This window comes from Cryobacterium sp. Hh11 (assembly GCF_004404045.1).
In the GTDB taxonomy this organism is placed as follows: domain Bacteria; phylum Actinomycetota; class Actinomycetes; order Actinomycetales; family Microbacteriaceae; genus Cryobacterium; species Cryobacterium levicorallinum.
In genome coordinates, this window is record NZ_SOHF01000020.1 from 103,012 (window position 1) to 128,272 (window position 25,261).

General features: G+C 64.7%; 27 protein-coding genes. 22 read left to right on the forward strand and 5 right to left on the reverse strand.

Annotated features, from left to right (window positions below; all coding sequences use genetic code 11):
• Position 1 precedes the first annotated feature (1 nt).
• From pgsA to dapF, 9 genes are all read left to right on the forward strand, one after another.
• Entirely contained in the window at positions 2 to 595 is a 594-nt protein-coding gene (pgsA, locus tag E3T46_RS10275) for a CDP-diacylglycerol--glycerol-3-phosphate 3-phosphatidyltransferase (RefSeq protein WP_134578485.1), read from the forward strand.
• Complete coding sequence (locus E3T46_RS10280) at positions 588 to 1,157, forward strand: CinA family protein (protein ID WP_134578486.1); 570 nt, start codon at positions 588 to 590, stop codon at positions 1,155 to 1,157. Before pgsA ends, E3T46_RS10280 begins: the two co-directional genes overlap by 8 nt.
• Before the next feature lie 155 nt (positions 1,158 to 1,312).
• Positions 1,313 to 1,636 (forward strand): helix-turn-helix transcriptional regulator, encoded by a 324-nt coding sequence (locus tag E3T46_RS10285; RefSeq protein ID WP_092449897.1) that lies wholly within the window; start codon positions 1,313 to 1,315, stop codon positions 1,634 to 1,636.
• 105 nt (positions 1,637 to 1,741) lie between these two features.
• Entirely contained in the window at positions 1,742 to 1,966 is a 225-nt protein-coding gene (locus tag E3T46_RS10290) for a DUF3046 domain-containing protein (protein ID WP_092449895.1), read from the forward strand.
• Positions 1,967 to 2,283: 317 nt separating this feature from the next.
• The gene (recA, locus tag E3T46_RS10295) at positions 2,284 to 3,429 is read left to right on the forward strand and encodes a recombinase RecA (RefSeq protein ID WP_134444448.1); all 1,146 of its coding nucleotides are present in this window, start codon (positions 2,284 to 2,286) and stop codon (positions 3,427 to 3,429) included.
• A gap of 39 nt (positions 3,430 to 3,468) precedes the next feature.
• Complete coding sequence (locus tag E3T46_RS10300; protein WP_134578487.1) at positions 3,469 to 4,161, forward strand: regulatory protein RecX; 693 nt, start codon at positions 3,469 to 3,471, stop codon at positions 4,159 to 4,161.
• A gap of 76 nt (positions 4,162 to 4,237) precedes the next feature.
• Positions 4,238 to 5,842, forward strand: a complete 1,605-nt coding sequence (gene miaB, locus E3T46_RS10305; RefSeq protein WP_134444451.1) for a tRNA (N6-isopentenyl adenosine(37)-C2)-methylthiotransferase MiaB — start codon at positions 4,238 to 4,240, stop codon at positions 5,840 to 5,842.
• Between the two features lie 38 nt (positions 5,843 to 5,880).
• On the forward strand, positions 5,881 to 6,846 hold the full coding sequence (miaA, locus tag E3T46_RS10310; RefSeq protein WP_134578521.1) for a tRNA (adenosine(37)-N6)-dimethylallyltransferase MiaA: 966 nt from the start codon (positions 5,881 to 5,883) through the stop codon (positions 6,844 to 6,846).
• A 9-nt stretch (positions 6,847 to 6,855) separates the two neighbouring features.
• Positions 6,856 to 7,737, forward strand: a complete 882-nt coding sequence (dapF, locus tag E3T46_RS10315; RefSeq protein WP_134444453.1) for a diaminopimelate epimerase — start codon at positions 6,856 to 6,858, stop codon at positions 7,735 to 7,737.
• A gap of 178 nt (positions 7,738 to 7,915) precedes the next feature.
• Here the strand turns inward: dapF and E3T46_RS10320 are convergent, their stop codons facing one another.
• A complete protein-coding gene (locus E3T46_RS10320) occupies positions 7,916 to 8,524 on the reverse strand; it encodes a methyltransferase (protein ID WP_134578488.1) in 609 nt (202 codons plus the stop codon).
• A gap of 40 nt (positions 8,525 to 8,564) precedes the next feature.
• Here E3T46_RS10320 and hflX point away from each other — a divergent pair, with 40 nt between their 5' ends.
• Complete coding sequence (gene hflX, locus E3T46_RS10325; RefSeq protein WP_134578489.1) at positions 8,565 to 10,145, forward strand: GTPase HflX; 1,581 nt, start codon at positions 8,565 to 8,567, stop codon at positions 10,143 to 10,145.
• Positions 10,146 to 10,252: 107 nt separating this feature from the next.
• Here hflX and E3T46_RS10330 read toward each other — a convergent pair whose 3' ends face one another.
• Genes E3T46_RS10330 through E3T46_RS10340 form a run of 3 tightly spaced genes read right to left on the reverse strand, consistent with a single transcriptional unit; the run spans position 10,253 to position 12,833 of the window.
• Positions 10,253 to 11,272 carry a GTP-binding protein gene (locus tag E3T46_RS10330; protein WP_134578490.1) on the reverse strand — a complete coding sequence of 340 codons (1,020 nt, stop codon included), beginning with the start codon at positions 11,270 to 11,272 and terminating at the stop codon, positions 10,253 to 10,255.
• A gap of 54 nt (positions 11,273 to 11,326) precedes the next feature.
• Complete coding sequence (locus tag E3T46_RS10335; protein ID WP_134578491.1) at positions 11,327 to 11,752, reverse strand: (2Fe-2S) ferredoxin domain-containing protein; 426 nt, start codon at positions 11,750 to 11,752, stop codon at positions 11,327 to 11,329.
• 43 nt (positions 11,753 to 11,795) lie between these two features.
• The gene (locus tag E3T46_RS10340; RefSeq protein ID WP_134578492.1) at positions 11,796 to 12,833 is read right to left on the reverse strand and encodes a GTP-binding protein; all 1,038 of its coding nucleotides are present in this window, start codon (positions 12,831 to 12,833) and stop codon (positions 11,796 to 11,798) included.
• A gap of 47 nt (positions 12,834 to 12,880) precedes the next feature.
• Between E3T46_RS10340 and E3T46_RS10345 the strand changes: the two genes are divergently transcribed.
• From E3T46_RS10345 to metE, 6 genes are all read left to right on the forward strand, one after another.
• Positions 12,881 to 13,006: a ribosomal protein bL36 gene (locus E3T46_RS10345; RefSeq protein WP_134578493.1), complete on the forward strand. Its 126-nt coding sequence runs from the start codon at positions 12,881 to 12,883 to the stop codon at positions 13,004 to 13,006.
• A gap of 327 nt (positions 13,007 to 13,333) precedes the next feature.
• Entirely contained in the window at positions 13,334 to 13,501 is a 168-nt protein-coding gene (locus E3T46_RS17930; RefSeq protein ID WP_166790238.1) for a hypothetical protein, read from the forward strand.
• Positions 13,502 to 13,792: 291 nt separating this feature from the next.
• The gene (locus E3T46_RS10350; protein WP_241980611.1) at positions 13,793 to 14,113 is read left to right on the forward strand and encodes a chromate resistance protein ChrB domain-containing protein; all 321 of its coding nucleotides are present in this window, start codon (positions 13,793 to 13,795) and stop codon (positions 14,111 to 14,113) included.
• A 10-nt stretch (positions 14,114 to 14,123) separates the two neighbouring features.
• Entirely contained in the window at positions 14,124 to 15,527 is a 1,404-nt protein-coding gene (gene chrA / locus E3T46_RS10355) for a chromate efflux transporter (protein ID WP_134578494.1), read from the forward strand.
• Between the two features lie 680 nt (positions 15,528 to 16,207).
• Entirely contained in the window at positions 16,208 to 17,173 is a 966-nt protein-coding gene (locus tag E3T46_RS10360) for a methylenetetrahydrofolate reductase (RefSeq protein WP_174845394.1), read from the forward strand.
• A gap of 87 nt (positions 17,174 to 17,260) precedes the next feature.
• On the forward strand, positions 17,261 to 19,606 hold the full coding sequence (gene metE / locus E3T46_RS10365) for a 5-methyltetrahydropteroyltriglutamate--homocysteine S-methyltransferase (RefSeq protein WP_134578495.1): 2,346 nt from the start codon (positions 17,261 to 17,263) through the stop codon (positions 19,604 to 19,606).
• 107 nt (positions 19,607 to 19,713) lie between these two features.
• Here the strand turns inward: metE and lexA are convergent, their stop codons facing one another.
• Positions 19,714 to 20,418 carry a transcriptional repressor LexA gene (gene lexA, locus E3T46_RS10370; protein ID WP_104132437.1) on the reverse strand — a complete coding sequence of 235 codons (705 nt, stop codon included), beginning with the start codon at positions 20,416 to 20,418 and terminating at the stop codon, positions 19,714 to 19,716.
• Positions 20,419 to 20,708: 290 nt separating this feature from the next.
• Between lexA and E3T46_RS10375 the strand changes: the two genes are divergently transcribed.
• The 6 genes from E3T46_RS10375 (at position 20,709) to E3T46_RS10400 (ending at position 25,219) form a co-directional block, all read left to right on the forward strand.
• Positions 20,709 to 21,122, forward strand: coding sequence for a LysM peptidoglycan-binding domain-containing protein (locus E3T46_RS10375; RefSeq protein ID WP_134442418.1), 414 nt, complete (start codon positions 20,709 to 20,711; stop codon positions 21,120 to 21,122).
• A 31-nt stretch (positions 21,123 to 21,153) separates the two neighbouring features.
• Positions 21,154 to 22,278: a histidinol-phosphate transaminase gene (locus E3T46_RS10380; RefSeq protein WP_134578496.1), complete on the forward strand. Its 1,125-nt coding sequence runs from the start codon at positions 21,154 to 21,156 to the stop codon at positions 22,276 to 22,278.
• Positions 22,279 to 22,287: 9 nt separating this feature from the next.
• Positions 22,288 to 22,911, forward strand: coding sequence for an imidazoleglycerol-phosphate dehydratase HisB (hisB, locus tag E3T46_RS10385; protein ID WP_092449861.1), 624 nt, complete (start codon positions 22,288 to 22,290; stop codon positions 22,909 to 22,911).
• Positions 22,908 to 23,540, forward strand: coding sequence for an imidazole glycerol phosphate synthase subunit HisH (gene hisH, locus E3T46_RS10390; protein WP_134578497.1), 633 nt, complete (start codon positions 22,908 to 22,910; stop codon positions 23,538 to 23,540). The genes hisB and hisH overlap by 4 nt, the downstream gene beginning before the upstream one ends.
• Positions 23,541 to 23,633: 93 nt before the next feature.
• A complete protein-coding gene (gene priA / locus E3T46_RS10395) occupies positions 23,634 to 24,380 on the forward strand; it encodes a bifunctional 1-(5-phosphoribosyl)-5-((5-phosphoribosylamino)methylideneamino)imidazole-4-carboxamide isomerase/phosphoribosylanthranilate isomerase PriA (RefSeq protein ID WP_134578498.1) in 747 nt (248 codons plus the stop codon).
• On the forward strand, positions 24,380 to 25,219 hold the full coding sequence (locus tag E3T46_RS10400; protein WP_134578499.1) for an SseB family protein: 840 nt from the start codon (positions 24,380 to 24,382) through the stop codon (positions 25,217 to 25,219). The genes priA and E3T46_RS10400 overlap by 1 nt, the downstream gene beginning before the upstream one ends.
• Positions 25,220 to 25,261: the final 42 nt, after the last annotated feature.

Below are 25,261 nucleotides of genomic sequence, written 5' to 3' on the forward strand. Positions count from 1 at the left end.
CATGGCATCACCGCAAGCATCCGTCGCCCGCCCGAGCAACTGGAACCTGCCCAACCTGATCACGGTCGTACGCATCCTGCTCGCCCCCGTCTTCATTTGGATGCTGTTGGCCGACAACGGCGCCCACGACGCACTGCGCTGGGCCGCCGCCGTGCTGTTCATCATCGCGATCGCCACCGATGGAATCGACGGCATGATCGCCCGCCGCCACAACCTCGTCACCGACCTCGGCAAGATCCTCGACCCGATCGCCGACAAGATCCTCACCGGCGGCGCACTGGTCTGCCTCTCCATCCTCGACGAGTTGCCCTGGTGGGTGACCATCGTCATCCTGGTGCGCGAAATCGGCATCACCGTGTTCCGATTCGTCATGCTACGCGACCGGGTCATCCCGGCCAGCCGCGGCGGCAAGCTCAAAACCATTGCCCAGTCCGTGGCTATCTCGCTAGCGCTACTCCCGTTCCAGCTGGTCTTCGGCGACTGGGTGGACTGGGTCAACACGGCCACCATGACCATTGCTCTCGTACTGACCGTGGCATCCGGGCTCGACTACCTGCTGTCGGCCTGGCGCCTGCGCAAGCACGACGATGCCTGATCCGGCCGACTCGATCGACTTCCCCGACGTCACCCTTCGCGCCCGCACCGCTTCAGGCGATCTGCAAGCGGATGCAACGGCCGATTTGATCGCGCAACTCGCCATTCGGCACCTCACCATTGCGGTCGCCGAGTCACTGACCGGCGGGCTGCTCGTGGCCGAACTCGTACGCATTCCTGGGGCATCCGTTGTGGTGCGCGGGGGAGTCGTCGCCTATGACTCGGACCTCAAACGGAGCCTGCTTCAGGTCGACAGCAGCGTGCTCAACGTTCATGGCCCCGTGCACGCCGACGTCGCCAAGCAGATGGCCGTCGGTGTACGCACACTGCTCGCCGTCAATGATGTGCGCGCCGACGTCGGAGTCTCCACGACGGGCGTGGCCGGACCGGGCCCCGATGGTGGCCACCCGGCCGGAACCGTCTACATCGGGCTCTCCAAAGGCACCGGATCCTGGGCGGTGCCCCTGCAACTCGATGGAGACCGAGCCGAAATTCGCACCGAAACGGTGCGCCAGGCCATCCTTGCTGTGCGTGCGCTGATAGCGCGCGCTGACGCGGAATAGTTCTTCTTACGGGCTGGTTACATCGAAGGAATACACAAGCAAAGTCCAACGTCTTTCGGTTAGTGTCAGCTTGTCAGAGGAATGACGTAGTGTAGGCACCAACTGGAACTCCAATAGTTTGGGCTCGAGTTATTAAGGTATAGAAGGAGGTTCCGATGATTCTTGTTCGTCAGGAAATCGGCGATGTGCTCAGGGACTTCCGCCTGCAAAAGGGGCGTACCCTGCGTCAGGTCGCAAGCAAAGCCAGCGTCGCGCTCGGTTACCTCAGCGAGGTAGAACGTGGACAGAAAGAAGCCTCCTCGGAGATTCTCGCGTCCGTGGCCGATGCACTGGAAACCCCGATTTCGGTCATCATGCGTGAAGTTGGTGACCGTCTCGCCGTCATCGAGGGAATGGATCAGTTCCCCGACACGGTGCCCGACGACCTCGTCACCACGTTCGATTCTGGGCTGATGTCGTTAGACAGCGGCGCGCGCTAGTCGCCCCACCGATTCAAAACAATAAGGCCACCGTCGACACCTTGTGTCGGCGGTGGTTGTCTTTCAGGAGTGTGTGTGTGTTCAGATTCGGGTGGAGGCGGCGCCGTGCGATTGAGTGAATTTCGCACCGCGCTGAAGGAAGAATTCGGCGACGGTTACGGCCGAGTGCTCACCCGTGACCTCGTTCTCACCCCGCTCGGCGGACGCACGGCCGATCAGGCACTCGCAGCCGGCGTCCCGGCCCGTGACGTGTGGCTGGCGCTGTGCGCCGCGGTCGACGTGCCGCGCAGTCGTTGGTACGGCGCCGGCATCCCTGCCCCTCGCCTGTAACAGACTGGACTTCACCTTCGGCCTCTGATTCGACACGCCGTGCACAATATCCGGGAATGCTCGAATACCTGTTCGGCTTTGATAGGCTCCTCACCAGCAGACTTTCTGACAGGTTCTCCACTGGTCGATCGTGCTCCCGGCCAATGTCGGAGGTGCGGCGTACAGTCGAATTTGTCAGAGAAAGTCGGCGATTGCCTTGTCGAAACGGGCATCGGGGTCCTCTCGATGACCGGGCCGACAGCCTATAGGCGCCACCAGGCACGTCCCGAAGCTCCGTTCAAAGCGAGCGACCGTGCAGAACCCAGGAGATGAAGACCATGGCATCACAAGCGAACCGCGAGAAGGCCCTCGAAACCGCCCTCGCGCAAATCGATCGTCAGTTTGGCAAGGGCTCGGTCATGCGCCTCGGCAGCGACGAGCGTGCCCCCGTTGAAACCATTTCGACTGGGTCGATCGCGCTAGACGTCGCGCTCGGCGTTGGCGGACTGCCGCGTGGCCGCATCGTGGAGATCTACGGTCCGGAATCCTCGGGTAAGACCACGCTCACCCTGCACGCCATCGCGAATGCGCAGAAGAACGGTGGCATCGCCGCGTTCATCGACGCGGAGCACGCCCTCGATCCGGAATACGCCAAGAAGCTCGGCGTCGACATCGATGCTCTGCTGGTCTCGCAGCCCGACACGGGCGAGCAAGCCCTCGAAATTGCTGACATGCTCGTGCGAAGTGGGTCCATCGACCTCATCGTTGTCGACTCGGTTGCTGCCCTCGTGCCGCGTGCTGAGATCGAGGGCGAGATGGGTGATTCCCACGTGGGCCTCCAGGCCCGACTCATGTCGCAGGCGCTCCGCAAGCTCACCGGTGGTTTGAGCCAGACCAACACCACCATGATCTTCATTAACCAGCTGCGCGAAAAGATCGGCGTCTTCTTCGGTAGCCCCGAGACCACGTCGGGCGGTAAGGCACTCAAGTTCTACGCGTCGGTGCGCCTCGACATTCGCCGCATTGAAACCCTCAAAGACGGAACCGAAGCCATCGGTAACCGCACCCGGGTCAAGGTCGTCAAGAACAAGATGGCACCGCCCTTCAAGCAGGCTGAGTTCGACATCATCTATGGCATCGGAATCTCGCGCGAGGGCAGCCTGATCGACTTCGGAGTCGACCAGGGCATCGTCAAGAAGTCCGGTGCCTGGTACACCTACGACGGCGACCAGCTCGGCCAGGGTAAAGAGAACTCGCGCAACTTCCTGCTCAAGCACCCCGAGATGGCCAACGAGATCGAGAGCAAGATTCTGATCAAGCTCGGCATCGGCCCGGAGGGCATCGCGGCCAAGGCCGCCGAGAAGGCCGCTGCGGCGATTGTCGCCGAGGCCGAAGCGAAGGCTAAGGCAGAAGCGGATGCCGCGGCGGTACTCGATGGTGGTCCGGTCGCCATCAAGGCACCGGCAGCGCGCAAGAGCGCCTAACCGAGACCACCGCACGACAACGAAAGGCAGGTCACGGGAATGGTTCACTTCGAACCCAAGAATGACGCAGCACCACAAGCAGACGCCGGCTTGGCTCCCGTGACCTACCTGCCCGGTGCGGCCCCGGGAATGAAGCGCCGGTCGCCGTTGCAGGCAGCGGCCGGCGAACCCGACGCTGCTGAGACCGACACTGAGACCGACGCCGTCGAAGTCGACGCCGAGACCGATGCAGACGCCGACGCGCTCGATCAGCGTGAGCGGGCCGAGAAGGTGCTGTTGCACCGGTTGCGTGGCCGTTCCCTGTCCACCGTCGAGGCCCTGCTTGTCTTGAACGGCACCGGGGTAGACTCCGGCGAGGCGAGTGAGATCATCGAGAAGTTCATTCAGCTGCAGTACCTCGATGAGGCCAAGCTCGCCGACCAGATCATTCACAGCCACAACGTGCGCAAGGGTCTCGGTCGCACCGGTGTTGAGGCTGAAATGCGTCGGCGCAAGCTCGATCCGAGCGTCATGATGGACAAGCTCGAAGAGCTTCCCGACGACGAAGCTGAACGCGCCATCGACCTGGCCACCAAACGCATGGGTCAGATGGAACGTTTCGACGACCAGACCATCGACCGCCGACTCACCGGTTTTCTCATGCGCAAGGGCTATAGCTCGGCCGCCGTACGATTGGCGGTCAAAGCCGCAATGGACAGCCGCGGTGGCGGCTCGCGTGTGCGCTTCCGCTAATGCTGCCGCCCGTTATTCCTGACCGCGCGTCGCACACGGCTCGCACACCGAATTGCTCGCGTAAACTATACCCACTATGAGTATCGTCGCCCCCGCACTTGCCCGCCGAACCGTGATCACCCCCTCGGTAGCCGCGATCGACGCCTCGGGGCGTGCGCGCACCTATGAGGTGCGCACCTTCGGCTGTCAGATGAACGTGCACGACTCCGAACGCTTGAGCGGCTCTCTCGAAGCCGCCGGCTACGTCTCGGCGAACGGCGGCGAGGCCGACATCGTCGTGATCAACACCTGCGCCGTGCGAGAGAACGCCGACAATAAGCTCTACGGTAACCTCGGCTACCTCGCCTCGGTCAAGCGCAAGCATGAGGGCATGCAAATTGCCGTCGGCGGGTGCCTCGCGCAAAAGGACAAGAACACCATCCTCGAGAAGGCGCCCTGGGTGGACGTCGTCTTCGGAACGCACAACATGGGCTCTCTTCCGAGCTTGCTCGAGCGGGCCCGCCATAACGGTGAGGCGCAGCTCGAGATTCTCGAGTCGCTCGAAACCTTCCCGTCCACCCTGCCGACCAAACGTGACTCCAGCTACAGCGGCTGGGTCTCCATTTCGGTTGGCTGCAACAACACCTGCACTTTCTGCATCGTGCCTGCCCTGCGCGGCAAAGAAAAAGATCGCCGTCCGGGCGAGATCCTCGCCGAGATTCAGGCCCTCGTCGACGACGGCGCCATCGAGGTCACCCTGCTCGGGCAGAACGTCAACTCCTACGGCGTTGAATTCGGCGACCGCCTCGCATTCGGTAAGCTGCTGCGCGCGGCCGGCAAGATCGACGGGCTGGAGCGCATCCGCTTCACCAGCCCGCATCCAGCCGCGTTCACCGATGATGTCATCGACGCCATGGCGGAGACGCCCTCTGTTATGCCCCAGCTGCACATGCCCCTGCAGTCCGGGTCCGACCGCATCCTCAAGTCAATGCGCCGCTCCTACCGTTCGGCGAAGTTCCTCGGCATCCTCGACCGCGTGCGTGCACAGATGCCACACGCCGCCATCAGCACCGACATCATCGTTGGCTTTCCCGGCGAAACGGAGGAAGACTTTCAAGAGACCCTACGGGTCGTTGAACAGGCTCGCTTTGCCACTGCGTTCACCTTTCAGTACTCGATTCGTCCGGGTACCCCGGCCGCGACGATGGCCGACCAAGTTCCCAAGGCCATCGTGCAAGACCGCTACGAGCGTCTCGCCGCCCTGCAGGAACGTATCTCCCTCGAAGAAAACCAGGCCGTGATCGGTCGCGAGGTTGAACTGCTCGTCGCCAACGGCGGTCGCAAGGACAGCGACACCCACCGCCTGAGTGGGCGCGCCCCCGACAGCCGGCTCGTGCACTTCGACGTGCCGGCCGGTTCGCCACGGCCGCGTCCCGGCGACGTGGTTACGGTCGTTGTCACCCAGGCCGCACCGTTCCACCTGATCGCTGACTCGACCACCGAAGCGCCCCTGCGCATCCGTTCCACCCGTGCCGGCGATGCCTGGGACCGCCTTGAAGCCGAATCCTGCGGCGTTCCGTCACACGGTGGAGCAGCTGGCGGTGCAGGTCCGGTCTCGCTTGGCCTGCCGACCATCGGTCTGCGAGTCGAGAGCGGCTCGAGCACCATCCCCATCTACAACGTGAACGACGACGAGCGTTAGGAACGGTGTCGCCTGAGAAACCGGTGCCAGCCGAACCATTGGGGTCAGCTGCCTCGCCGGTGCTGATCGCGATCGTCGGATCGACCGGCACCGGTAAGTCGGAGTTGTCCCTTGATCTGGCCGAACGGCTGATCGCGCGCGGCCAGCCGGCCGAAATCGTCAACGCCGATGCCATGCAGCTCTATCGCGGCATGGATATCGGCACGGCAAAACTCACTCTCGCGGAACGCCGCGGAATTCCGCACCACCTGCTCGATGTGCTTGAGGTGACCGCCGAGGCCACCGTGAGCAATTACCAAACGGATGCCCGTGCAGCGATCACCGAGATCATCGCGCGTGGCGCGGTGCCGATCCTGGTCGGCGGCTCGGGATTGTATGTCTCCTCGGTCGTGTTCGACTTTCGGTTTCCCGGCACTGATCCGGAGCTGCGCGCCCGGCTCGAAGCGGAGTTGATCGACATTGGACCCGGCCTGATGTACGCCCGGCTGCAGGCCGTCGACCCGCAGGCTGCACAGAGCATCGGCCCGAGCAACGGCCGCCGCTTGGTGCGGGCCCTAGAAATCGTTGAGCTGACCGGTGCCCCACACCTGGCCGCCCTGCCGGACGAGCCAGTCTACTGGCGCCCCAGCGTCTTGCTCGGCCTCCGCACCCCGCGTGAACAACTGACCCCTCGGCTCGACGCCCGAGTAGAGCGGATGTGGGCAGCCGGCATCGTCGACGAAGCACGCGGGCTGCTCGCGGGCGGCATCGAAGACGGCGTGACGGCGAGCCGCGCGATCGGCTACGCCCAGGCCCTCGGCCAGGTGCACGGAACGCTCGGCCAGGCCAAGGCGATCGAGGCAACCCAGCAACTCACCCGCCGCTATGCCCGCCGCCAGGTGAGCTGGTTCAAGCGGTATGCCCACACGCACTGGATCGAATCCGACGCGGCCGACCGGGTCGATGACGCGCTCGCTCACGTCGACCGCGCCGTGACCGCAGAGTACCCAGCGACCGCCCCGTAAACTGGCAGCATGGGCATCACTCTGAACTTCACCAAGGGCCACGGCACGGGGAACGACTTCGTGCTGTTCGCTGATCCAGACGGAAAACTGGAACTGACCCCGGCACAGATTCGTGCCGTGTGCGACCGCAAGTTCGGAGTCGGTGCCGACGGCATTATCCGCGCCGTGCGCAGCCAGAACCTGCCCGACGGTGCTGCCGCCCTCGCCGAAGACGACGCGGCCGAGTGGTTCATGGACTACTGGAATGCCGACGGCACCGTCTCGGAAATGTGCGGAAACGGCATCCGTGTCTACGCCAAATTCCTGATCGAAAACAACCTTGCCGAGCTGTTACCCGGTGACACCCTCATTATCGGCACCCGCGGCGGCGTGCGCGACGTGCAGCGCAACGCCTCCGGTTTTCAGGTCGACCTCGGTCGGTGGAAGCTCGACGGCACCGAGCCGCTCGTGCGCACCAAGAACCTGCCCGTGGCCCGTCCGGGCCTCGGTATCAACGTCGGCAACCCGCACACGGTTGTCGCACTCGCCGACGACGACGAGCTGGATGCCGCTGACCTTACCTTCATTCCGCAGCTCGATCCGGAACCAGTCGGCGGCGTCAACATCGAATTTGTGGTGCCGAACGACCCGCTCGTCGTCAACGGCGTTGGGCGGTTCCGCATGCGCGTGCACGAGCGTGGCAGCGGGGAGACGCTGTCGTGCGGCACCGGAGCGGTCGCGGCGGCCCTGGCTACCCGGCACTGGGCCGGGGAAGCGGCACCGCACCAGTGGCGGGTCGAGGTTCCCGGCGGCGTGCTCGGGGTGCGGATGTTCCCGGCCGAGGACGGCGAGCACGTGTCGCTGTCCGGGCCGGCGGAGCTGGTCTTTGACGGGGTTCTGAACCTGGGCTAGTTCGGTTTCGGGTGGGGCCGTGGCGACAGGGTCACCCGCTCCTCGCTCAAACATTCGGGCCTTTCGGGAGGCCCCCGCGAAAAGCGTGCGGAAACCTCCCGAAAGGCCCGAAAACTCGCAACCCCGCGGGAAACCCCGCCTCCACGGCTGGTTCGGAGTTTGTTGGAGTAACCCGACGCTAGTTGCGGTGCACCTGGAGCACTCGGAAGCCCTTGCTGATGGCCTCGCGGGTGGTCTCAAAGGTGTCGGGGAGTTCGGCAGCGAGCCAACGCTGGAGTGAGTCAGAGCCGAGGTTTCGCTGGATGACGAGCCAGGCATCCGCTTCGGATTCGAGGCGGGGCAGCCAGGTTTGCATGAGGCCGTGCAGCTCGTCCTTGCCGACACGGATGGGCGGATTCGACCAAATGGTGCGAAAGCTGATGTCTGCGGGCACATCGGCGGCGAGCACGGCCTTGACGTTGGTCAGGCCGAGGGTCGCGGCGTTGGTGCGCACGAGATCGAGTGCGCGTTCGTTCACGTCCACGGCCCACACGGTGGCCTCGGGGGAGGCCAGGGCGAGGTGCAGCGCGATCGGACCCCAGCCGCAGCCGAGGTCGAGAAAATGACCGGTCAGGGGCGGCTCGGGGGCGTATTTCAGCAGTACCTCGGTGCCGGTGTCGATGTGGGCGGGGCTGAACACCGAGTTGGCAGTCGTGAGTTCATGATCCTGCCCGTGCAACTGCACTGTGATCTGTCGGGTTTTCAGTACGGTGCCGGGCGCCGGAGAAAAATAGTGGTCGGACGACATAGGAGGAACCTTTCAACTTCGTTGAACTAAGGTTAATGGGATGAATGATCCAACGGCGCCCCGCGGCAACGACGCAGTAGAAAACGAGCCCGTAGAACCGGCACTTGACGCCGATGATGTCGTGGCGCGCGTGTTGGCCAGCGCCGACAGTAAGGCTGCCGGCTATTCCCTGTTCCGCAGCGGATCGGCTCAGGCCCTGCAAGCGCAGGCCTCCGGTGAATATGACGGCAGCGACCACGACGGTGACCAGTCCGAACGTGCCGACCGCAACGCCCTGCGTCGCGTCGGCGGTCTCTCCACCGAGCTTGAAGACGTCACCGAGGTGGAATACCGCCAGCTGCGCCTCGAAAACGTGGTCCTGGTGGGCGTCTACACGCACGGTACCGTCGACGACGCCGAAAACTCTATGCGGGAACTGGCTGCCCTGGCTGAGACCGCCGGCGCAACCGTGCTTGACGGTTTGCTACAGCGTCGGGCCACCCCCGACCCCAGCACCTACCTGGGCAAGGGCAAGGCCCAGGAAGTCGCCGACATAGTCAAGGCGCTCGGCGCCGACACCGTCATCGCCGACACCGAACTCGCTCCCAGCCAGCGGCGTGCCCTCGAAGACGTGGTCAAGGTCAAGGTCATCGACCGCACCGCCGTGATCCTCGACATTTTCAGCCAGCATGCCAAAAGCCGGGAGGGCAAAGCGCAGGTCGAACTGGCTCAGATGGCCTACATGCTGCCGCGCCTGCGTGGCTGGGGTGACTCGATGTCTCGCCAGGCCGGTGGCCAGGTCGGTGGCACCGGGGCCGGAATGGGCTCGCGTGGTCCCGGTGAGACCAAGATCGAACTCGACCGTCGCCGCATTCACACCCGGATGTCCAAGCTGCGCAAGCAGATGGTTGAGATGAAACCCGCCCGCGAGGCCAAACGCGCCAACCGCAAGCGCAACTCCGTTCCCTCGGTCGCAATCGTCGGTTACACGAACGCTGGCAAGTCCAGCTTGCTGAACCGCATCACCAAGGCCGGAGTGCTCGTCGAGAACTCCCTCTTCGCGACCCTCGATGCCACCGTGCGAAAGTCGACGACCGCCGACGGCCGCCTGTACACCCTCACCGACACGGTCGGCTTCGTGCGCAACCTGCCGCACCAACTGGTTGAGGCGTTTCGTTCGACCCTGGAAGAAGTCGCCGATGCCGACGTCATCGTGCACGTGGTGGACGGCTCCCACCCCGACCCGGTCGCGCAACTGGCGACCGTGCGCGATGTTATCTCCGAGGTCGGCGCCCGCGACATACCCGAACTGGTCGTCTTCAATAAGAGCGACCTGATCAGCGACGATGACCGGCTTGTGCTGCGCGGCCTCGAGCCGAAGGCGACATTCGTCTCGGCCCGAACCGGTGAGGGTATCGAAACCGTGCTTACCGCGGTGGCGCTGTTGCTGCCGACACCGCAGATCGAACTCGACCTGCTCATTCCCTACGATCGAGGCGACCTCATCGCCGTGCTGCACGATCAGGGCCGCATCGAGGCGACCGAGTACGTGGAAGCCGGTACTCACGTGACGGCGTTCGTCACCCCAGAGATCGAGCCCCAGTTCGCCCCGTTCGTGATTCTGTCCACGCTCTCCGCGTAGCCGTCGGGGTGGGGTGCGGCTGAGGCATTTCCAGTGGCGGGCGGGCCCGCGAGCGGGGCGTCACCCTGACCGATACGTCCTGCGGATAGTGGGCCGTGTCGAATCGGTCAGATGCTCAACCGACGCAGCCGGGTGAGCCGACGGAGACCGTCGTTGGGTGAAAGACTTCGTGCCGGGTTGACGGCGCTTTCGAGGCGGTTGCGCACCGACGCCACGTTTAGATGCATCCCGATCGCGACCAATCCGTCTTCGCCCGATCCGACGGGGTGCGGGGCGATGTGGATGTGCCGGCCGACGACGTTGACCGAAATCCGGCGCCGCCGGAATCCAGCCCCTACCGTGACCGCACCCTTTAGCCGGTACACCCCATCGGGCGGGTGCTCAAGAAGATCCACCAGCCGACCGGCGTCCACCGGTGCAAGGGCCGTCACCGTCACGGCGTCGGCATGCGGGTGGGGGTGTAGGTCGCGAACCGGGCCGGAGCCGAGCAGCGCGGCGAACGATAGCTCGCCATCTGGAGCCGGTTCGAGCGCCGCGTCGAACACTAGCGCGGGGTCGAGGTGCCCCTGGGCCGTGCTGATAATGCGAGCCGAGGGATTGCGCTGCCGAATCCGATTGACGATGCGCGCGACCGCGGCTTCTCGTTCCGGCGGCGGGATACGGTCGGTCTTATTGATCACAATGAGAGACGCCGCGGAATACCGCGCCAGCGCCAGGACACCGGTGTCGATGGTCTTGAAGTGTTCTACGGCGTCTACGATATCCACGAGCCCGCCGGGTCGTACCCTGGCAACTCCGCTGTAGCGGATGAGGCGGGCAAGGGCGGACGGTTCGGCCACGCCACTGGCCTCGACGATCACGGCGTCCAGTCGCAGCCGTGGCTGGGTGAGCGCATCGAGGGCGCCATCAAGGCCGCCCGCGTCGGGCAGGCAGCACACGCATCCGCCACTGATGCCCGCCACCTCATCGATTTGGCCGATCGCCAAGCCAGCGTCGACGTTGAGGACGCCAAAGTCGTTGATGACGACGCCCAGACGCGCGCCCGGGCCGCGCAGTAAGTGATTGAGCACCGTGGTTTTGCCGGCGCCGAGGTGGCCCGTCAGAGCGATCACTGGAACTTGCCGCACAGCGGATGCCTCTCCTTCATTCGGTCGCGCCGCTGGCGGTCCAGCCGGCCCTGCCTACCGCTTATTAGGGTGGGCCTGGATGGGTTTGCCGACGCCGAGGACGGCGTCTTGCAGCATGAGGGGTACGTCGTTGGCTGGCATTTCGCCGGGCAACGGTCCGCCGGAGCGAATCCACCCGAGGAGCGCGTCCAGGATCGCGGGCCGGTCCACGCCACCCAGCCAGACGGATGGTCCGGTCGTGCCGTTGACTCCATCGCGGCGGGCAACAGCGGCGACTGCCCCATTGGCGCAGGCGCCCAAGCAGGGTGCGGACACGAGCACGGCGCCGCGACCGCTCACGATCGTGGTGCGCACTCTGTCGGTGCCGGTCTGGTCATCGGCCAGCCGGTGCAGAGCCTCGCAGCGGTGTCCGGTGCAGAGAGCGACGAGTGGGCCGCTCGCGCCGGGAACGATCGAGGTATGAGTGTGGGGGCTGGTCATAGTTGTCTCCCTTGCGGTGTTGCGGACGGTGGGCGGTGCCGGTTCAATCGTCATCCTGGTCGAGGTCCCAGGCCGGAAACGGGTCGGTCAGGCTCCGCCATTCCATGGGACCGCCGATGAACTCGCGATCATCAAGTAAGCAGGCGTCAAGGTTCGCGGTGAGTCGGACGCCGTCGAGGTTTCGGCCGAAGAAGGCGATCTCCTGACCCCATGGCGACTCGGGGTCGTGGCTGCCCATGCTGGTCGGCTCGAATGCGATGGTGGGACCGGCGCTGTTCCACGACCCGACGACGTGCGGGCGCGATGCCAGTCTGAACAATCCACGGGAGCGGAGGATCTCGCCGGACTCGGTGGACGTGTCGCTGAGGAAGCTGGCGAGGCGGCCCGGGTGAAAGGGGCGGGGATCCCGGTAGACGACGCAACCGAGACCGGTGCGGCCCGAAGCCAACTGCCCCTCGCCGTTCAGCTGCCGGATCCAGCCGGGGCTCTGCTGCAGCCACGTGAGCATGTCCATCCGGGGTGGCAACCACGCACTGACCGAGCTGTGCCCGTGACGGGCGAAGACCACCTGGCAGGACGGGTTGAGCAGTCTCACGAAGTCGCGCAGGTCCGCGCACTCGTCGGCGGTGGAGAGATCGGTCTTGTTGATCACCACCACGCTGGCCCACTCGATCTGTTGCACGAGGGCGTCGGCCACCGTGCGGTCGTGCTCACCGTGGGCGGCGCAGGGCTGCGGTGGCTCGGGTGCAAATTTATCGCTGCGTATGTCCCGCCAGAAGCTGGACGCATCGAGCACGCTGACGAAATTTCCCAGGCGGATGCCGCCGGCTTCCGAGTGCAGAACGAGGTCACCGCCGGCGGCCATGACCGCGACGGCCACCTCGAGCGGCACGGCGGACGGGTGGATCTCCAGCATGACCTCTCGCCGAGTGCCGGTGCCCGCGATGGCCCCGCTGACGGCGGCCCGATCGGCGCCGTCCAGACTGATGCTGGTTCGGCCGCTCGCGCGAGCGATGGAAGACTTACCGGCGCCGGCGAGGCCGCTCACGAGGTTCAGGGTGAGGAATGAAGGCGATGTCATGCCTGCTACTCTAATTGATTTTCCTTCTCAATAAGGAAGAAATGGTCATGAAGGTACGCAATTCGCTCAAGAAGCTCCCTGGCGCCCAAATCGTGCACCGGCGCGGCCGGGTGTTCGTGATCGACAAGAAGAACCCGCGCCTGAAAGCCCCAGCCGGCTGGTCCTGCCCGTAACCGGCCGGCCATCGACTTCGTAGACGCGGTAGACCTGTCAATCGGTGAGACCGCCGCCTCGACCAAGCCGCCGGAGCACCCGTTGAGATCGCAGTCATCACCGACAGCTGCACCGCTGCGGGATGCCGTCATGCTGCCAGGTGCTGGTCCAGCAAACCCCATCCGCGCATGAAGCCGCGACAAGCGTGACAATACGGCACCACTCGAGTCTTCCCTGCCGCCTGGGGAACATGCCCAACCCGGGAACGAATACATCGTTGATCGCTTATGCATCTGGTTGGCTAGAACTACTAGCAGTTGCCTGGGCGGATCCACAAGGAGAACAGCATGCCCCTCACCGACACCCATGGAGAGCACGCGGTCATGGACCACCAACACGGCGACCACTACGACGAGCACGAATCCAAGGCCGAGCACACGCCCGACGCCCACGCTCACGGCACTGACTGCGGCCACGAGGCCGTGAATCACGACGACCACTACGACGAGCACTAGCTAGACGGCGTCCTTCCCGGCTACGGCTCGTCCAACGGTTCATCCCGTTGTGCGGGCCGTTTCTGGTTTCTGGAGCCCGTCCACGAGCAACGTGCGCAACGGTCCCGGTTTGGAAACTCGATAATCATATCCCGACGCTGGTTTCGGCATGACGGGCGGCGGAGTCATGCGGCGTGCTGGGGTGGAGACTCTCCAGTGAGGTTGATGAATTTACGGCGAAAGGTCGCGGTGAGGGTTTTCCCGAGGACGGCATCATGAGGGCCTCGGCGGCTCGGGTGAGGTTGAGCCATCGTGAAGTGGGCCACGCGCGAACATATGCATATCGACCGGGCCGCATGCGCCTGGCTGATAACCCGATTCATCGATGCGGATGCGCAGTTCATCTTCGTCGCCGACCCGGCCGACGTTCCGACAGGTGCGACGGCATTCGACATGCGCGGCGCCGAGCACTCCCACCAGGGCGCTGACTGCACGTTCGAAACGATCCTGCGCCGGCACGAACTAGCCGATCCCGTACTCTGGAAATCGGCCAGATCGTCCATGAGGCCGACCTCGACGATGGCCGCTTCGACGCAGCCTGCTCCACGGCCGCGACGTCTCCTGACGAAATGAGCACTGCACTGTGACACCCAAGAAGGCCCGGCCAGCGTCCGCAACGGATGCCGCCGAGACCAGAGATCTGGTTCCGTTCGGGGACGCTGTCCGTGTCTGGTTCCTCGTGTCCCTGGAGACTTTCGGCGGCCCTGCCGGACAGATAGCCGTCATGCACCGCATCCTCGTGGAAGAGAAGCGCTGGATCGGGCACCGCCGCTTCCAGCACGCCATGAACTTCTGTGTCATGCTCCCCGGTCCCGAAGCGCAACAGCTCGCCATCTACATCGGCTGGCTGCTCAACGGCAAACGCGGCGGCCTGGTCGCCGGCACCCTGTTCGTCCTTCCCGGAGTTGTCGCCCTCCTTGCCCTGTCGGCCATCTTCGTGGCCTACGGTGACGCCCCCGTGGTCGCAGCTCTCTTCACCGGCATCGCCGCCGCCACACTGATCATCGTGGGTCAAGCCATTGTGAAGGTTGGCCGACGGTCCCTCGTCCACCCCGCCTTGGTCGTGCTCGCCGTCGCTGCGTTCGCCGCCCTGGCCCTGTTTGCAGTTCCCTTCCCCGTTGTGATCCTCATCGCAGCCCTGACCGGCTGGCTCCTCACACGCTATGTGCCCGGCGTGGCGAAGAAGATCGACGGCAGCGGCGATGCACCCGACGGAATCCAACCCGTCATCGCCGATAACGCGCTCAACGCCGGGAAGCCCTCCGCGGTGAGCGCGGGCAAGGTCCTGGCCGTGGGGCTGACACTGTGGATCCTGCCCATAATCGCCGTAGTTTTTTTCACCGGGATCGGCTCGGTATTCACGCAGCAGGGCGTGTTCTTCTCCACCATGGCCCTGGTCACCTTCGGTGGCGCGTACGCCGTGCTGGCCTACGTCGCCCAGCAAGCCGTGGAGGTTTTCCACTGGCTCACCCCCGGAGAAATGGCCCGCGGACTCGGTCTGGCCGAGACCACACCCGGACCCCTGATTATGGTCGTCCAGTTCGTCGGCTTCATCGGCGCCTACCGCAACCCCGGCGACCTCGACCCCTGGGTCGCAGCCATCATCGGAGCACTCCTGACCACCTGGGTCACCTTCGTGCCCTGCTTCATTTTCATCTTCCTCGGCGCACCCCACATCGAACGGCTCCGCGGCAACCGCCACCTCTCCGGCGCACTCACCGGCATCACTGCGGCGGTCGTCGGAGTCATCGCCAATCTCGCCGTCTTCTTCGCCATCAACATCCTCTTCTCCGAAACGTTCCGCCTCGACTCCGGGCTGCTGCAACTCCAGCTGCCCGTGCTCAGCTCGCTGAGCATCCTGCCGGTCGCCGTCGCAGCAGTCGCCGCGGTGCTCATGCTGAAACTCCGGTGGACCGCACTGCGCACCATCGGCGTGTGCGCCCTCCTCGGTCTCGCCGCCGGCCTACTCGAGCTGGCCACCGCATAGATATATTTCCGGACGCTCGGCGCCCCGCCAGCGACATATAGCGAACACAGAATGCCGCCACCAAACGGCAAAATCCACAGGGTACGTCGATTCGACCGCAGTCTCAGTCTGCGTGAAAAATCGGCGACGTTCTCGCTCCTTGTCCGGACTTCATCACATCCGGTCAGGGAGATCAACTTGCCGAATGATCGTTTCGAGTCCGTCCGGATATGTCTGTAGTGACGGACCCTTCAGGCTTGGAGCAACACATGAGCGCAGCAGACCCACTCGAAGTGATGCTTGACCAATCATCACCGGGGACGGTGACGATCACGCCGAGTGTGCAGCGCGATCTTGAGGTAACGAATAGGCGTCGTAGCCGCCGGTCTCCGGCAGTACGGGAAGCGCCGAAATCGGTGACACCGTAGGGGACCAGCCACCCGCGCGGCCTCAACACCTATCCCGTCCGCTGGGCCAGCGGATAGATGCCGTCTGACCGCACGGATGACACGAACTGTCATATTCGCATCGCTCGACGTTGGTGTTGTTACTGTCTAATCAATCGTTGCCGACGGAATTCATTCCCCGGCATGGAGCGACAGCCGAGCCCGGCATCCGCCCGCGAAGAACCGCCAGCACGCTGGCGCGTCCGCGGCCGCCCGGCCATCACCCGCTGTACTGCTTCTGCCGAATGAGGAACCATGACCACGACAGGAATTTCCGCGTGTAACGCCCGCCCGGCGTTCTCGTTCGAGGTGTACCCGCCCAAATCGGCGGCCGCAGCATCCGCTCTAATGAGCACTATCGACCACCTGGCCGCCGCCGGCCCCGAGTTCATCTCGGTCACCTACGGCGCCAACGGCTCCTCGCGCAACTCTTCTCTGGACGTGCTGCGCTACATCAAAAATCACACCGAAGCGGATGCGATGGCGCATCTCACCTGCGTCGGCTCCTCGCACGCAGAGGCCAGCCGCCTCATTCGGGAGTTCCTCGACGCCGGCATACGCAGCTTTCTGGCCATTCGCGGCGACGCACCGCAGGGCGCGGTCGAAGGCGACAACACTTTTCTCGGGGATCTGCACAGCGCGGGGGAGCTGGTGCAGCTCATTCACCGCGTGCAGACCGAACGGGTGCCGTACATCGAGACGGTGATTCCGGGTCTGCCCGGAGCCCGCGGGGTGAAAACGGAACGCAGCAAGGTGCGCATCGGGGTCGCGGCCTTTCCGAACGGACACCCCAACTCCCGGTCGGTCAGCCAAGACATCGACACCCTGCTGGCCAAGCAAGCAGCTGGTGCCAACCTCGCCATTACCCAACTCTTCTTCCACGCCGACGACTACCTGAGCTTCATCCAGCGGGCTCGCTCGGCCGGGGTGCTCTTTCCCATTCTTCCCGGCATCATGCCGGTGACCAGCCCGAACCGGTTGCGCCGAATTCTGCAGCTCTCCGGGGAGAAGCTGCCGGCCGACCTGTCCATCGACCTTGAAGTCGAACCGACCGAGGAAGGGCAGCGCCAGATCGGCATCGACTACGCCGTGCGCCTCGGGCAGGATGTGCTTGCGGGCGGCGCCCCCGGACTCCACCTCTACGCCTTCAACCAACACGACACAGTGCTGCAGGTTCTCGAGGGGTGTGGGGCGCTTCCGGTGCCGGCAGTAATGCTTTAGGCCTCACGCCCGCTTCAGCGTGTAGGCCGGGAACTCGTTCGTTATTTTGCGCCATTCCAACGACCAATCTCCAGTGAAGGAATCTCCATGCCCATTTCACCCGCATTTCCCACCGGTACCATCCTCGGCTACCCGCGTATCGGTCGCCGGCGCGAGCTCAAGAAGGCCGTCGAAGCGTTCTGGTCTGGGGCGATCGACGCGGTCGCTGTGGAGAGCGTGGCCGCCGAACTGCGCTCGGCCACCCGGGAACGGCTCGTTGACCTCGGGCTCGGCCGCGCCGACTCGTCGATCCCCGAGTCGTTCTCGTACTACGACCAGGTGCTGGACACCATTGTCGCCGTTGGAGCGATTCCCACGCGGTTTGCCTCGCTCGTCGGTGCTGATGGAACCATCGACCTGGCCGGGTATTTCACCCTGGCCCGCGGCGAGGGCGAGAACCTGCCGCTTGAGATGACCAAGTGGTTCGACTCGAACTACCACTACCTCGTGCCCGAGATTGGCCCGGAGACCGTGTTCTCGTTGGCCGGTGACCGCATCGTGCGCGAGTTTCTCGAGGCCAAGGCGGCCGGTTTCCTCACCCGTCCGGTGCTCGTCGGTCCGGTCACCTTTCTCCTGCTCAGCAAGGCCAGCGATGAGGCGCCAGCCGGGTTCTCCCCGCTGTCCCGGCTCGTCGACATCCTTCCTGTCTACGCAGCGCTGCTATCCCGGCTAGCGGATGCCGGCGCCGACTGGGTGCAGCTCGACGAGCCGGGACTGGTCAGCGAATCGATCGATGTGCCACGCGGGGACACGCTGGCGGCGGTCGCATCCGCTTATGGCGTGCTCGGTCGGCTCAGTGGCCGCCCCGCCCTGTTTGTCGCGGCGCCCTACGGCAGTCTCGATGATGCCCTGCCGGTTCTTGCCGGCACTACCGTCGAGGCGATCGGCCTCGACCTGGTTCGGGGCACCCTGCCGCAGGCAGTGCCCGGGCTGGCCGCCAAGACCCTCGTTGCCGGGGTGATTGACGGGCATAACATCTGGCGCGGCGACCTGGCGGGCGCTTTCGAGCGCGCCGAGAGCGTGCGCGCGCTGTCCGACTCCGTCACCGTATCCACCTCAACGTCGCTGCTGCACGTGCCGCACGACGTGCTGGATGAGACCTCGTTGCCGCTCGACCTAACCAGCTGGCTGGCCTTTGCCGACCAGAAGGTGGGCCAGGTCGCCACCCTCGCGCTCGGCCTCGCTGCGGGGCAGGCGGCCATTGCCCTTCCGCTCGCGGATGCCGCTGCCGCGCTGACCGCGCGTCTCGCCGCTCCGGGGGTGCGCGACGGTTCGGTGCGAGCGCGTTCGGCCGCACTCACCGACGCCGATTTCACCCGTGGTGCCTACGCCGATCGCCTGACTGCTCAGAATGCTGCGCTGCAGCTGCCGTCGCTGCCCACGACCACGATCGGATCCTTCCCGCAGACCGCAGACATTCGCCGGGCACGCGCCCAGTTTCTCAAAGGAAACCTGCCAGCCGATGAGTACCGCGACCTGATGCGCGCCGAGATCGGCCGCGTCGTCGCCCTGCAAGAAGAGATCGGACTCGACGTGCTCGTGCACGGGGAACCCGAGCGCAACGACATGGTGCAGTACTTTGTTGAGAACCTCGACGGGTTCGCCGTGACCGAGAACGGCTGGGTGCAGTCCTACGGCAGCCGCTGCACCCGGCCATCCATTCTGTGGGGCGACGTCTCGCGCCCGGCCCCGATCACGGTGGACTGGTCGGTGTACACGCAGAGCCTGACAGCCAAGCCGGTCAAGGGCATGCTCACCGGACCGGTGACCATTCTGGCCTGGTCGTTCGTGCGTGACGACCAGCCGCTTGGCGAGACCGCTCGCCAGGTCGCCCTTGCCCTGCGCGATGAAATCGGCGACCTGGAAGCTGCGGGCATCAAGATCGTTCAGGTCGACGAGCCGGCCTTGCGGGAGCTGCTGCCGCTAAAGAAGAAGGACCACGCCGACTACCTGGACTGGTCGGTCGGCTCCTTTCGGCTGGCCACGGCCGGGGTCGCGGAAGCGACTCAAATTCACACGCACCTCTGCTACTCGGAGTTCGGCGTCGTCATCGAGGCTATCCGCAACCTCGACGCCGACGTCACGAGCATCGAAGCGGCCCGCTCGCGCATGGAGGTGGTCCAGCAGATTGAGGCCGGCGGGTTCAACCACGGCATCGGGGCCGGCATCTATGACATCCACTCGCCGCGAGTACCCAGTGTCGACGAGCTGACGACCCTGCTGGACACCGCCCTGGAATCCATCCCCGAACGCCAGGTCTGGGTGAACCCGGACTGCGGGCTCAAGACGCGTGGCTACGAGGAGACGGTGCAGTCCCTGCACAACATGCTGGCTGCGACCCGGGTGGTGCGCGATCGCCGCGCTGCCGATCTGAGAGCTAGCCTCACCCGGTAGCTCACTCGCGTACCTGGCGCCAGCCGGCAGTCTTCAGGCCCGATCACCGGTTAGTGGTCGGGCCTCGCGCCGAGCTTCTGTTCTCTTCTTTGCTTGTAGGGGACTCGCTAGACCGAGCGCAATACGGCGACGACCTTGCCGAGGATGTCGGCGTAGTCGCCGACGATGGGCTCGAAGTTACTGTTGCGCGGCAGCAGCCAGGTGTGGCCGTCGCGCTTGCGCAGTACCTTCACGGTGGCCTCGTTGTCGAGCATGGCCGCCACGATTTCGCCGTTCTCCGCGGTCTTCTGCTGGCGAACGACAACCCAGTCACCGTCGCAGATCGCCGCATCGATCATCGACTCACCGACGACCTTGAGCATGAACAGCTCCCCCTGGCCGACGAGCTGGCGGGGGAGTGGGAAGATCTCGTCGATCTGCTGATCTGCCGTGATCGGAATGCCGGCAGCGATTCGACCGACGAGGGGAACCATCGCAGCGTCGCCGACCTGCACGCCCGGGTGAAAACTGTCCTGGTCGCCGGTTCCGACGTCTTCGGGTGCGCGTTGAATCTCGATGAGTACCTCGAGTGCGCGAGGACGATTCGGGTCACGACGCAGATAGCCGCTCAGCTCAAGCTGGTTGAGCTGGTGAGTCACGCTCGATAGCGAGGCGAGGCCGACGGCGTCACCGATCTCACGCATGCTCGGCGGGTAGCCGCGCGAGCTGACCGAACGCTGAATAACGTCGAGGATGGCGAGCTGGCGCGGGCTCAAACTCTTGCGGCGCCGAGTGCCGCCCTTGTCGCGGGTACCGCCGGTGCTTTGTGTCACGAGAAGCGCTCCTTGCGTCGGTCCCGCGCGGGTTAGAGGACGTCTCGCGGGAATGTCGGTGGTGTCTGGTTGAGTAGCAATCAAGCAATTGACCTATCGAAAGTTTATCCAGTTCTCGGCCTTGAAACAAACACTTATTCGAGTGTGTTGCGTGATTTTCCGGGCAGAGACGAGAAAAAGCTTGCATGTTCGATTGTTCGAAGTTATATTCGGAACATAGTTTCGTATTCGGTCCTCCCGGCCGAGGGCCGAATACGAGACTCGCAGCCCGCCTACCTTGGAGGTTTGACATGACCACAGCATTTGCTCCCGCAGTTTCTCTCCCGCCCGTCACACGTCTTCGCCTCACCCGGCGTGGGCGAGTCGTCTTCACCACGCTCGCCGCATTGCCGGTCGTTCTGGGCGCCCTTGTATTTGCCGTCAATGGGGGAGCGGTGGGCGCCTCTGGGGCCGCCACCGGCATCGATCTCGTGTCGTACACAACCGACTCCGGCATCGTGGCCACGTTGGCCTATTCACCGACCGACGTCGGTTCAGCCCGATTCATCACGGTCGAACCCGGCCAAACTCTCTGGAACCTTGCTGAAGAGAACTTTCCCGCCGCCGACCCGCGCGACGTTGTCGCCGATATCAAGCGCATCAACGCCCTGTCGGTGGAAACGCTGCAGCCGGGCCAGCGCCTGGAAATCCCCGCCAACTCCTAAGTAGTGATGGGCAGCAGTACGGGGCCCTAGCATGGAGAGGGTGACCAGTCTCGAAGATCTTCCCCTCCGCACCAACCTGCACGGCCTGACGCCCTACGGTGCTCCGCAACTGCATGTTCCAGTGGCCCTGAACGTGAACGAGAACACGCACCCCATTCCTGAAGCGGTGGCCCGCGACATCCTCGCCGGCCTGGCCGAGGCCATCCGCTCGGTGAATCGGTATCCCGATCGAGAGTTCACCGCCCTGCGCGAGGCGCTCGCCCGCTACCTCGGCGAAGGACTGTCCGCCGAGAATATCTGGGCGGCCAACGGCTCCAACGAGGTGCTGCAACAGGTGTTGCAGGCTTTCGGCGGACCGGGACGCAGCCTGCTGGGCTTTGCCCCGACCTACTCGATGTACTCGATCCTCGCGTCGGGAACCGACACCACCTGGATTGCCGGTGCCCGCGACGCTGACTACGAGCTGTCGCCAGCGACCGCCGTGAGCGAGATCACGCGTACCAAGCCCGATGTCGTCTTTCTCTGCTCGCCGAACAACCCCACCGGTACGCCGCTCTCCCTCGAGACCATCGCCGCTGCCTATGACGCGACCGACGGCATCGTCGTGGTCGATGAGGCCTACGCCGAATTCGCTCCGGTCGGCACCCCGAGCGCGCTCACCCTGCTGCCTGGCCGGGAACGCCTGCTCGTCTCCCGAACGATGAGCAAGGCCTTCGCGTTCGCCGGTGCCCGTGTGGGCTACCTGGCTGCCGATCCGGCCGTAACGGATGCCCTGCGTCTGGTTCGCTTGCCGTACCACCTCTCGGCCCTGACCCAGGCGGCCGCAAACGCGGCCCTGGCGCACAGCGTCGAGATGCTCGCGATGGTCGATGACATTCGTGGGCAGCGCGATCGGCTCGTTGTTGAGCTTGCGGGCCTGGGCTATGCCCCGCACCGCAGCTGGAGCAACTTCGTACTGTTCGGGGGAGTAGCCGACCCGCACGAGACCTTCGAGGCGCTGCTGGCTGAGGGAATTCTTATTCGCGATGTGGGCATCGCCCACCACCTGCGCGTGACCGCCGGCACCGAACAGGAGACGACCCTGTTCCTCGACGCCATCGCCCGACTTGGTCGCAGTGGCGGCCCCGGTCAAATTGCGCCCGCCCAAGCGGAATAAACTAGGTCCATGAGCTCACCTGCTGACATTCCCGCGCCCCGCGTCGCACACCTGCAACGGGAGACGAGTGAATCCAGCATCGACCTGTCTCTGAACCTTGATGGCACCGGCGTCAGCGACATCCGTACTTCGGTGCCGTTCTTCGACCACCTGCTGACGGCGTTCGCCAAACACTCCCTGACCGATCTCACGGTGCGCGCCTCCGGCGACATCGAAATCGACGTGCACCACACCGTCGAAGACGTCGGAATCGTGCTCGGCCAGGCCATTCGTCAGGCCCTTGGTGACAAATCGGGCATCTCCCGTTACGGTGACGCTCTCGTGCCCCTCGACGAGGCGCTGGCCCAGGCCGTGGTCGACATCTCCGGCCGCCCCTACCTCGTGCACACGGGCGAACCGGCCGGCTTTGAATTTCACCTCATCGGTGGTCACTTCACCGGCTCCATGGTGCGTCACGTCTTCGAAGCGATTACTTTTCACGCCGGCCTGACCGTGCACGTCACCCTGCTTGGCGGGCGCGATCCGCACCACATTGCCGAGGCTGAATTCAAGGCGTTCGCCCGCGCCTTCCGACTCGCCAAGGCCCTCGACCCGCTCGTGCACGGTATCCCGTCGACCAAGGGAGCCCTATGACGAAGGTTGTCGTCTTCGACTACGGAACCGGAAACGTGCACTCCGCGGTCAAGGCGCTCGAGTTGGCTGGCGCCGAGGTCACCCTCACGAGCGACCGCACAACTGCATTGGAGGCCGACGGTCTCGTCGTGCCCGGAGTTGGAGCGTTCAGCGCCGTGATGGCAGCGCTCAAGTCCGTTCGCGGTGACGACATCGTCGACCGTCGTCTGGCCGGCGGCCGCCCGGTGCTTGGAATTTGCGTCGGCATGCAGGTCATGTTCGAGCGTGGAGTGGAACGTGGCGTGGACACCGAGGGGCTCGGCGAATGGCCGGGAACGGTCACCGAGCTTCCCGCGAAGATCCTTCCGCACATGGGCTGGAACACCGTCACGAGCGCACCCAACTCTGAATTGTTCCGAGGCATCGAAGACGAGCGGTTCTACTTCGTGCACTCCTACGCCGCGCAATCCTGGACGCTTGAGGTCATGCCGCCGTTCCCAGAGCCCCGGCTGACCTGGGCCGATCATGGGGCGCCGTTCCTGGCCGCGATCGAGAACGGACCGCTCAGCGCCACCCAGTTTCACCCGGAGAAATCGGGGGAGGCAGGCATCCGCTTGTTGAAGAACTGGATCGGCACGCTGCACAGTTAGCCCGGCGAGCCTAGACTTCACAGTCCCATCCGCATCACAGCCACAGCCCCTGCAATTGGTCGCACAGCGCGACCGCACCAATCAAGGACACCAATGAGTGAGTTCAACAAGACACCGAGGCTCGTCCTCCTGCCCGCCGTCGATGTGGCCGGCGGCAAGGCGGTTCGCCTGACCCAGGGCGAGGCCGGCACGGAAACGAACTACGGTGACCCCGTCGACGCCGCGGCCGACTGGGCCAGGCAAGGTGCTGAGTGGATTCACCTCGTCGACCTCGACGCGGCCTTCGGCCGTGGCAACAACACCGGTGTGATCAAGAAGGTCATTCGTCAGGTCAAGGGCGTGAATATCGAGCTCTCCGGCGGTATCCGCGATGACGAATCGCTCGAAGCGGCACTGACCACCGGCGTTAAACGCATCAACCTCGGCACCGCAGCGTTGGAAAACCCGGAGTGGGCGGCGAGCGTCATCGCACAATACGGTGAGGCCGTTGCCGTTGGCCTTGATGTACGCGGAACCACCCTGGCCGCGCGTGGCTGGACCAAAGATGGCGGGGACCTCTGGCAGGTCCTCGAACGGCTCGAAGCAGCCGGGTGTGCCCGCTATGTGGTGACCGACGTCACCAAGGACGGCACTCTGCAGGGCCCGAACATTGACCTGCTGCGTCAGGTACTCGACCGCACGCGCAAGCCGGTCATTGCCTCCGGCGGCATTTCGAGCCTTGATGACATTCAAGCGTTGCGCAAGCTTGTGCCGCTGGGGCTTGAGGGTGCCATCGTGGGCAAGGCGCTCTACGCCGGCGCGTTCACGCTGGCCGAGGCCCTGGACGTCGCGGGGGACTAATGGCTCGGGCGCGAAACCTCGGCTCAACGGGAGACCCTTCGGGCCAGCCGGGCTCAGGGCGACCTGGCGACGGGAATGAGCCAGCCAACACGGCCGACTCGGCCGGCCAGCCGTGGGCCGGACGGGAATTCGAGGCCAACCTCGAAGCCGGTGATGACGGGGCCGCGCCCGCCGCCCTTGCCGCGGCGCTTGCCCGTTTTCAAGCTCGAGAGGCCGGCGAAGAAAGCGTCATCGATGCCATTCGCGGATCTCGTCTGCTCATTCCGCTGGTGACCAAGCTCGGCGAGGCCGCCGTGAACGCGCGCGGGCAGACCATCGATAAAACCCAGGAACTATCGATCATCACGGTTGAAGGGCCGGACGGCCGTACCGTGCTCCCAGTCTTCTCGTCGACCGCTGCCATGGCGGCGTGGAACCCCCTCGCAAGGCCCGTACCAGCGGATGCCGTGCGCGTCGCCCTGGCCGCCGCACAGGAAGACACCGACCTCGTCGTGCTCGACCCGACATCCCCCGGGGAATTCATCATTCGGCGACCGGCGCTTTGGGCGATCGCCCAGTCGCTGCCGTGGACTCCGAGTTACGCGAGCCACTTCATCGCCGACGCTTTCACCGCATCAATCGCCACGGAACTCTCGGTGCTCTCGGTTCAGCTCATGGCGGGCGACCCGCTGGCGCAGCTCAAAGGTCCCGAACTCGTGGTCCAACTGGAATTGGTCGACGGCCTCACCCAGTCGGACCTTGACGCGATTCTGAGCCGCCTCGGCACCCGGTGGTCGGAGAGCGAGATCATCACGACCGGCGTGGATTCGCTGCGCGTCAAGCTCGTCGCCTCCGCGTAGGTTTCCGGGTGAAATCCGAATGTCGGTGGGGTGAGCGACAAT

Excerpts from the sequence above, each read along its gene's own strand:
- pgsA (WP_134578485.1), top strand. The coding sequence starts at position 2 with ATGGCATCACCGCAAGCATCCGTCGCCCGCCCGAGCAACTGGAACCTG.
- E3T46_RS10280 (WP_134578486.1), top strand. The coding sequence starts at position 588 with ATGCCTGATCCGGCCGACTCGATCGACTTCCCCGACGTCACCCTTCGC.
- E3T46_RS10285 (WP_092449897.1), top strand. The coding sequence starts at position 1,313 with ATGATTCTTGTTCGTCAGGAAATCGGCGATGTGCTCAGGGACTTCCGC.
- recA (WP_134444448.1), top strand. The coding sequence starts at position 2,284 with ATGGCATCACAAGCGAACCGCGAGAAGGCCCTCGAAACCGCCCTCGCG.
- E3T46_RS10300 (WP_134578487.1), top strand. The coding sequence starts at position 3,469 with ATGGTTCACTTCGAACCCAAGAATGACGCAGCACCACAAGCAGACGCC.
- miaB (WP_134444451.1), top strand. The coding sequence starts at position 4,238 with ATGAGTATCGTCGCCCCCGCACTTGCCCGCCGAACCGTGATCACCCCC.
- dapF (WP_134444453.1), top strand. The coding sequence starts at position 6,856 with ATGGGCATCACTCTGAACTTCACCAAGGGCCACGGCACGGGGAACGAC.
- E3T46_RS10320 (WP_134578488.1), bottom strand. The coding sequence starts at position 8,524 with ATGTCGTCCGACCACTATTTTTCTCCGGCGCCCGGCACCGTACTGAAA.
- hflX (WP_134578489.1), top strand. The coding sequence starts at position 8,565 with ATGAATGATCCAACGGCGCCCCGCGGCAACGACGCAGTAGAAAACGAG.
- E3T46_RS10335 (WP_134578491.1), bottom strand. The coding sequence starts at position 11,752 with ATGACCAGCCCCCACACTCATACCTCGATCGTTCCCGGCGCGAGCGGC.
- E3T46_RS10340 (WP_134578492.1), bottom strand. The coding sequence starts at position 12,833 with ATGACATCGCCTTCATTCCTCACCCTGAACCTCGTGAGCGGCCTCGCC.
- E3T46_RS10345 (WP_134578493.1), top strand. The coding sequence starts at position 12,881 with ATGAAGGTACGCAATTCGCTCAAGAAGCTCCCTGGCGCCCAAATCGTG.
- E3T46_RS17930 (WP_166790238.1), top strand. The coding sequence starts at position 13,334 with ATGCCCCTCACCGACACCCATGGAGAGCACGCGGTCATGGACCACCAA.
- E3T46_RS10360 (WP_174845394.1), top strand. The coding sequence starts at position 16,208 with ATGACCACGACAGGAATTTCCGCGTGTAACGCCCGCCCGGCGTTCTCG.
- metE (WP_134578495.1), top strand. The coding sequence starts at position 17,261 with ATGCCCATTTCACCCGCATTTCCCACCGGTACCATCCTCGGCTACCCG.
- E3T46_RS10375 (WP_134442418.1), top strand. The coding sequence starts at position 20,709 with ATGACCACAGCATTTGCTCCCGCAGTTTCTCTCCCGCCCGTCACACGT.
- E3T46_RS10380 (WP_134578496.1), top strand. The coding sequence starts at position 21,154 with ATGGAGAGGGTGACCAGTCTCGAAGATCTTCCCCTCCGCACCAACCTG.
- hisB (WP_092449861.1), top strand. The coding sequence starts at position 22,288 with ATGAGCTCACCTGCTGACATTCCCGCGCCCCGCGTCGCACACCTGCAA.
- hisH (WP_134578497.1), top strand. The coding sequence starts at position 22,908 with ATGACGAAGGTTGTCGTCTTCGACTACGGAACCGGAAACGTGCACTCC.
- priA (WP_134578498.1), top strand. The coding sequence starts at position 23,634 with ATGAGTGAGTTCAACAAGACACCGAGGCTCGTCCTCCTGCCCGCCGTC.
- E3T46_RS10400 (WP_134578499.1), top strand. The coding sequence starts at position 24,380 with ATGGCTCGGGCGCGAAACCTCGGCTCAACGGGAGACCCTTCGGGCCAG.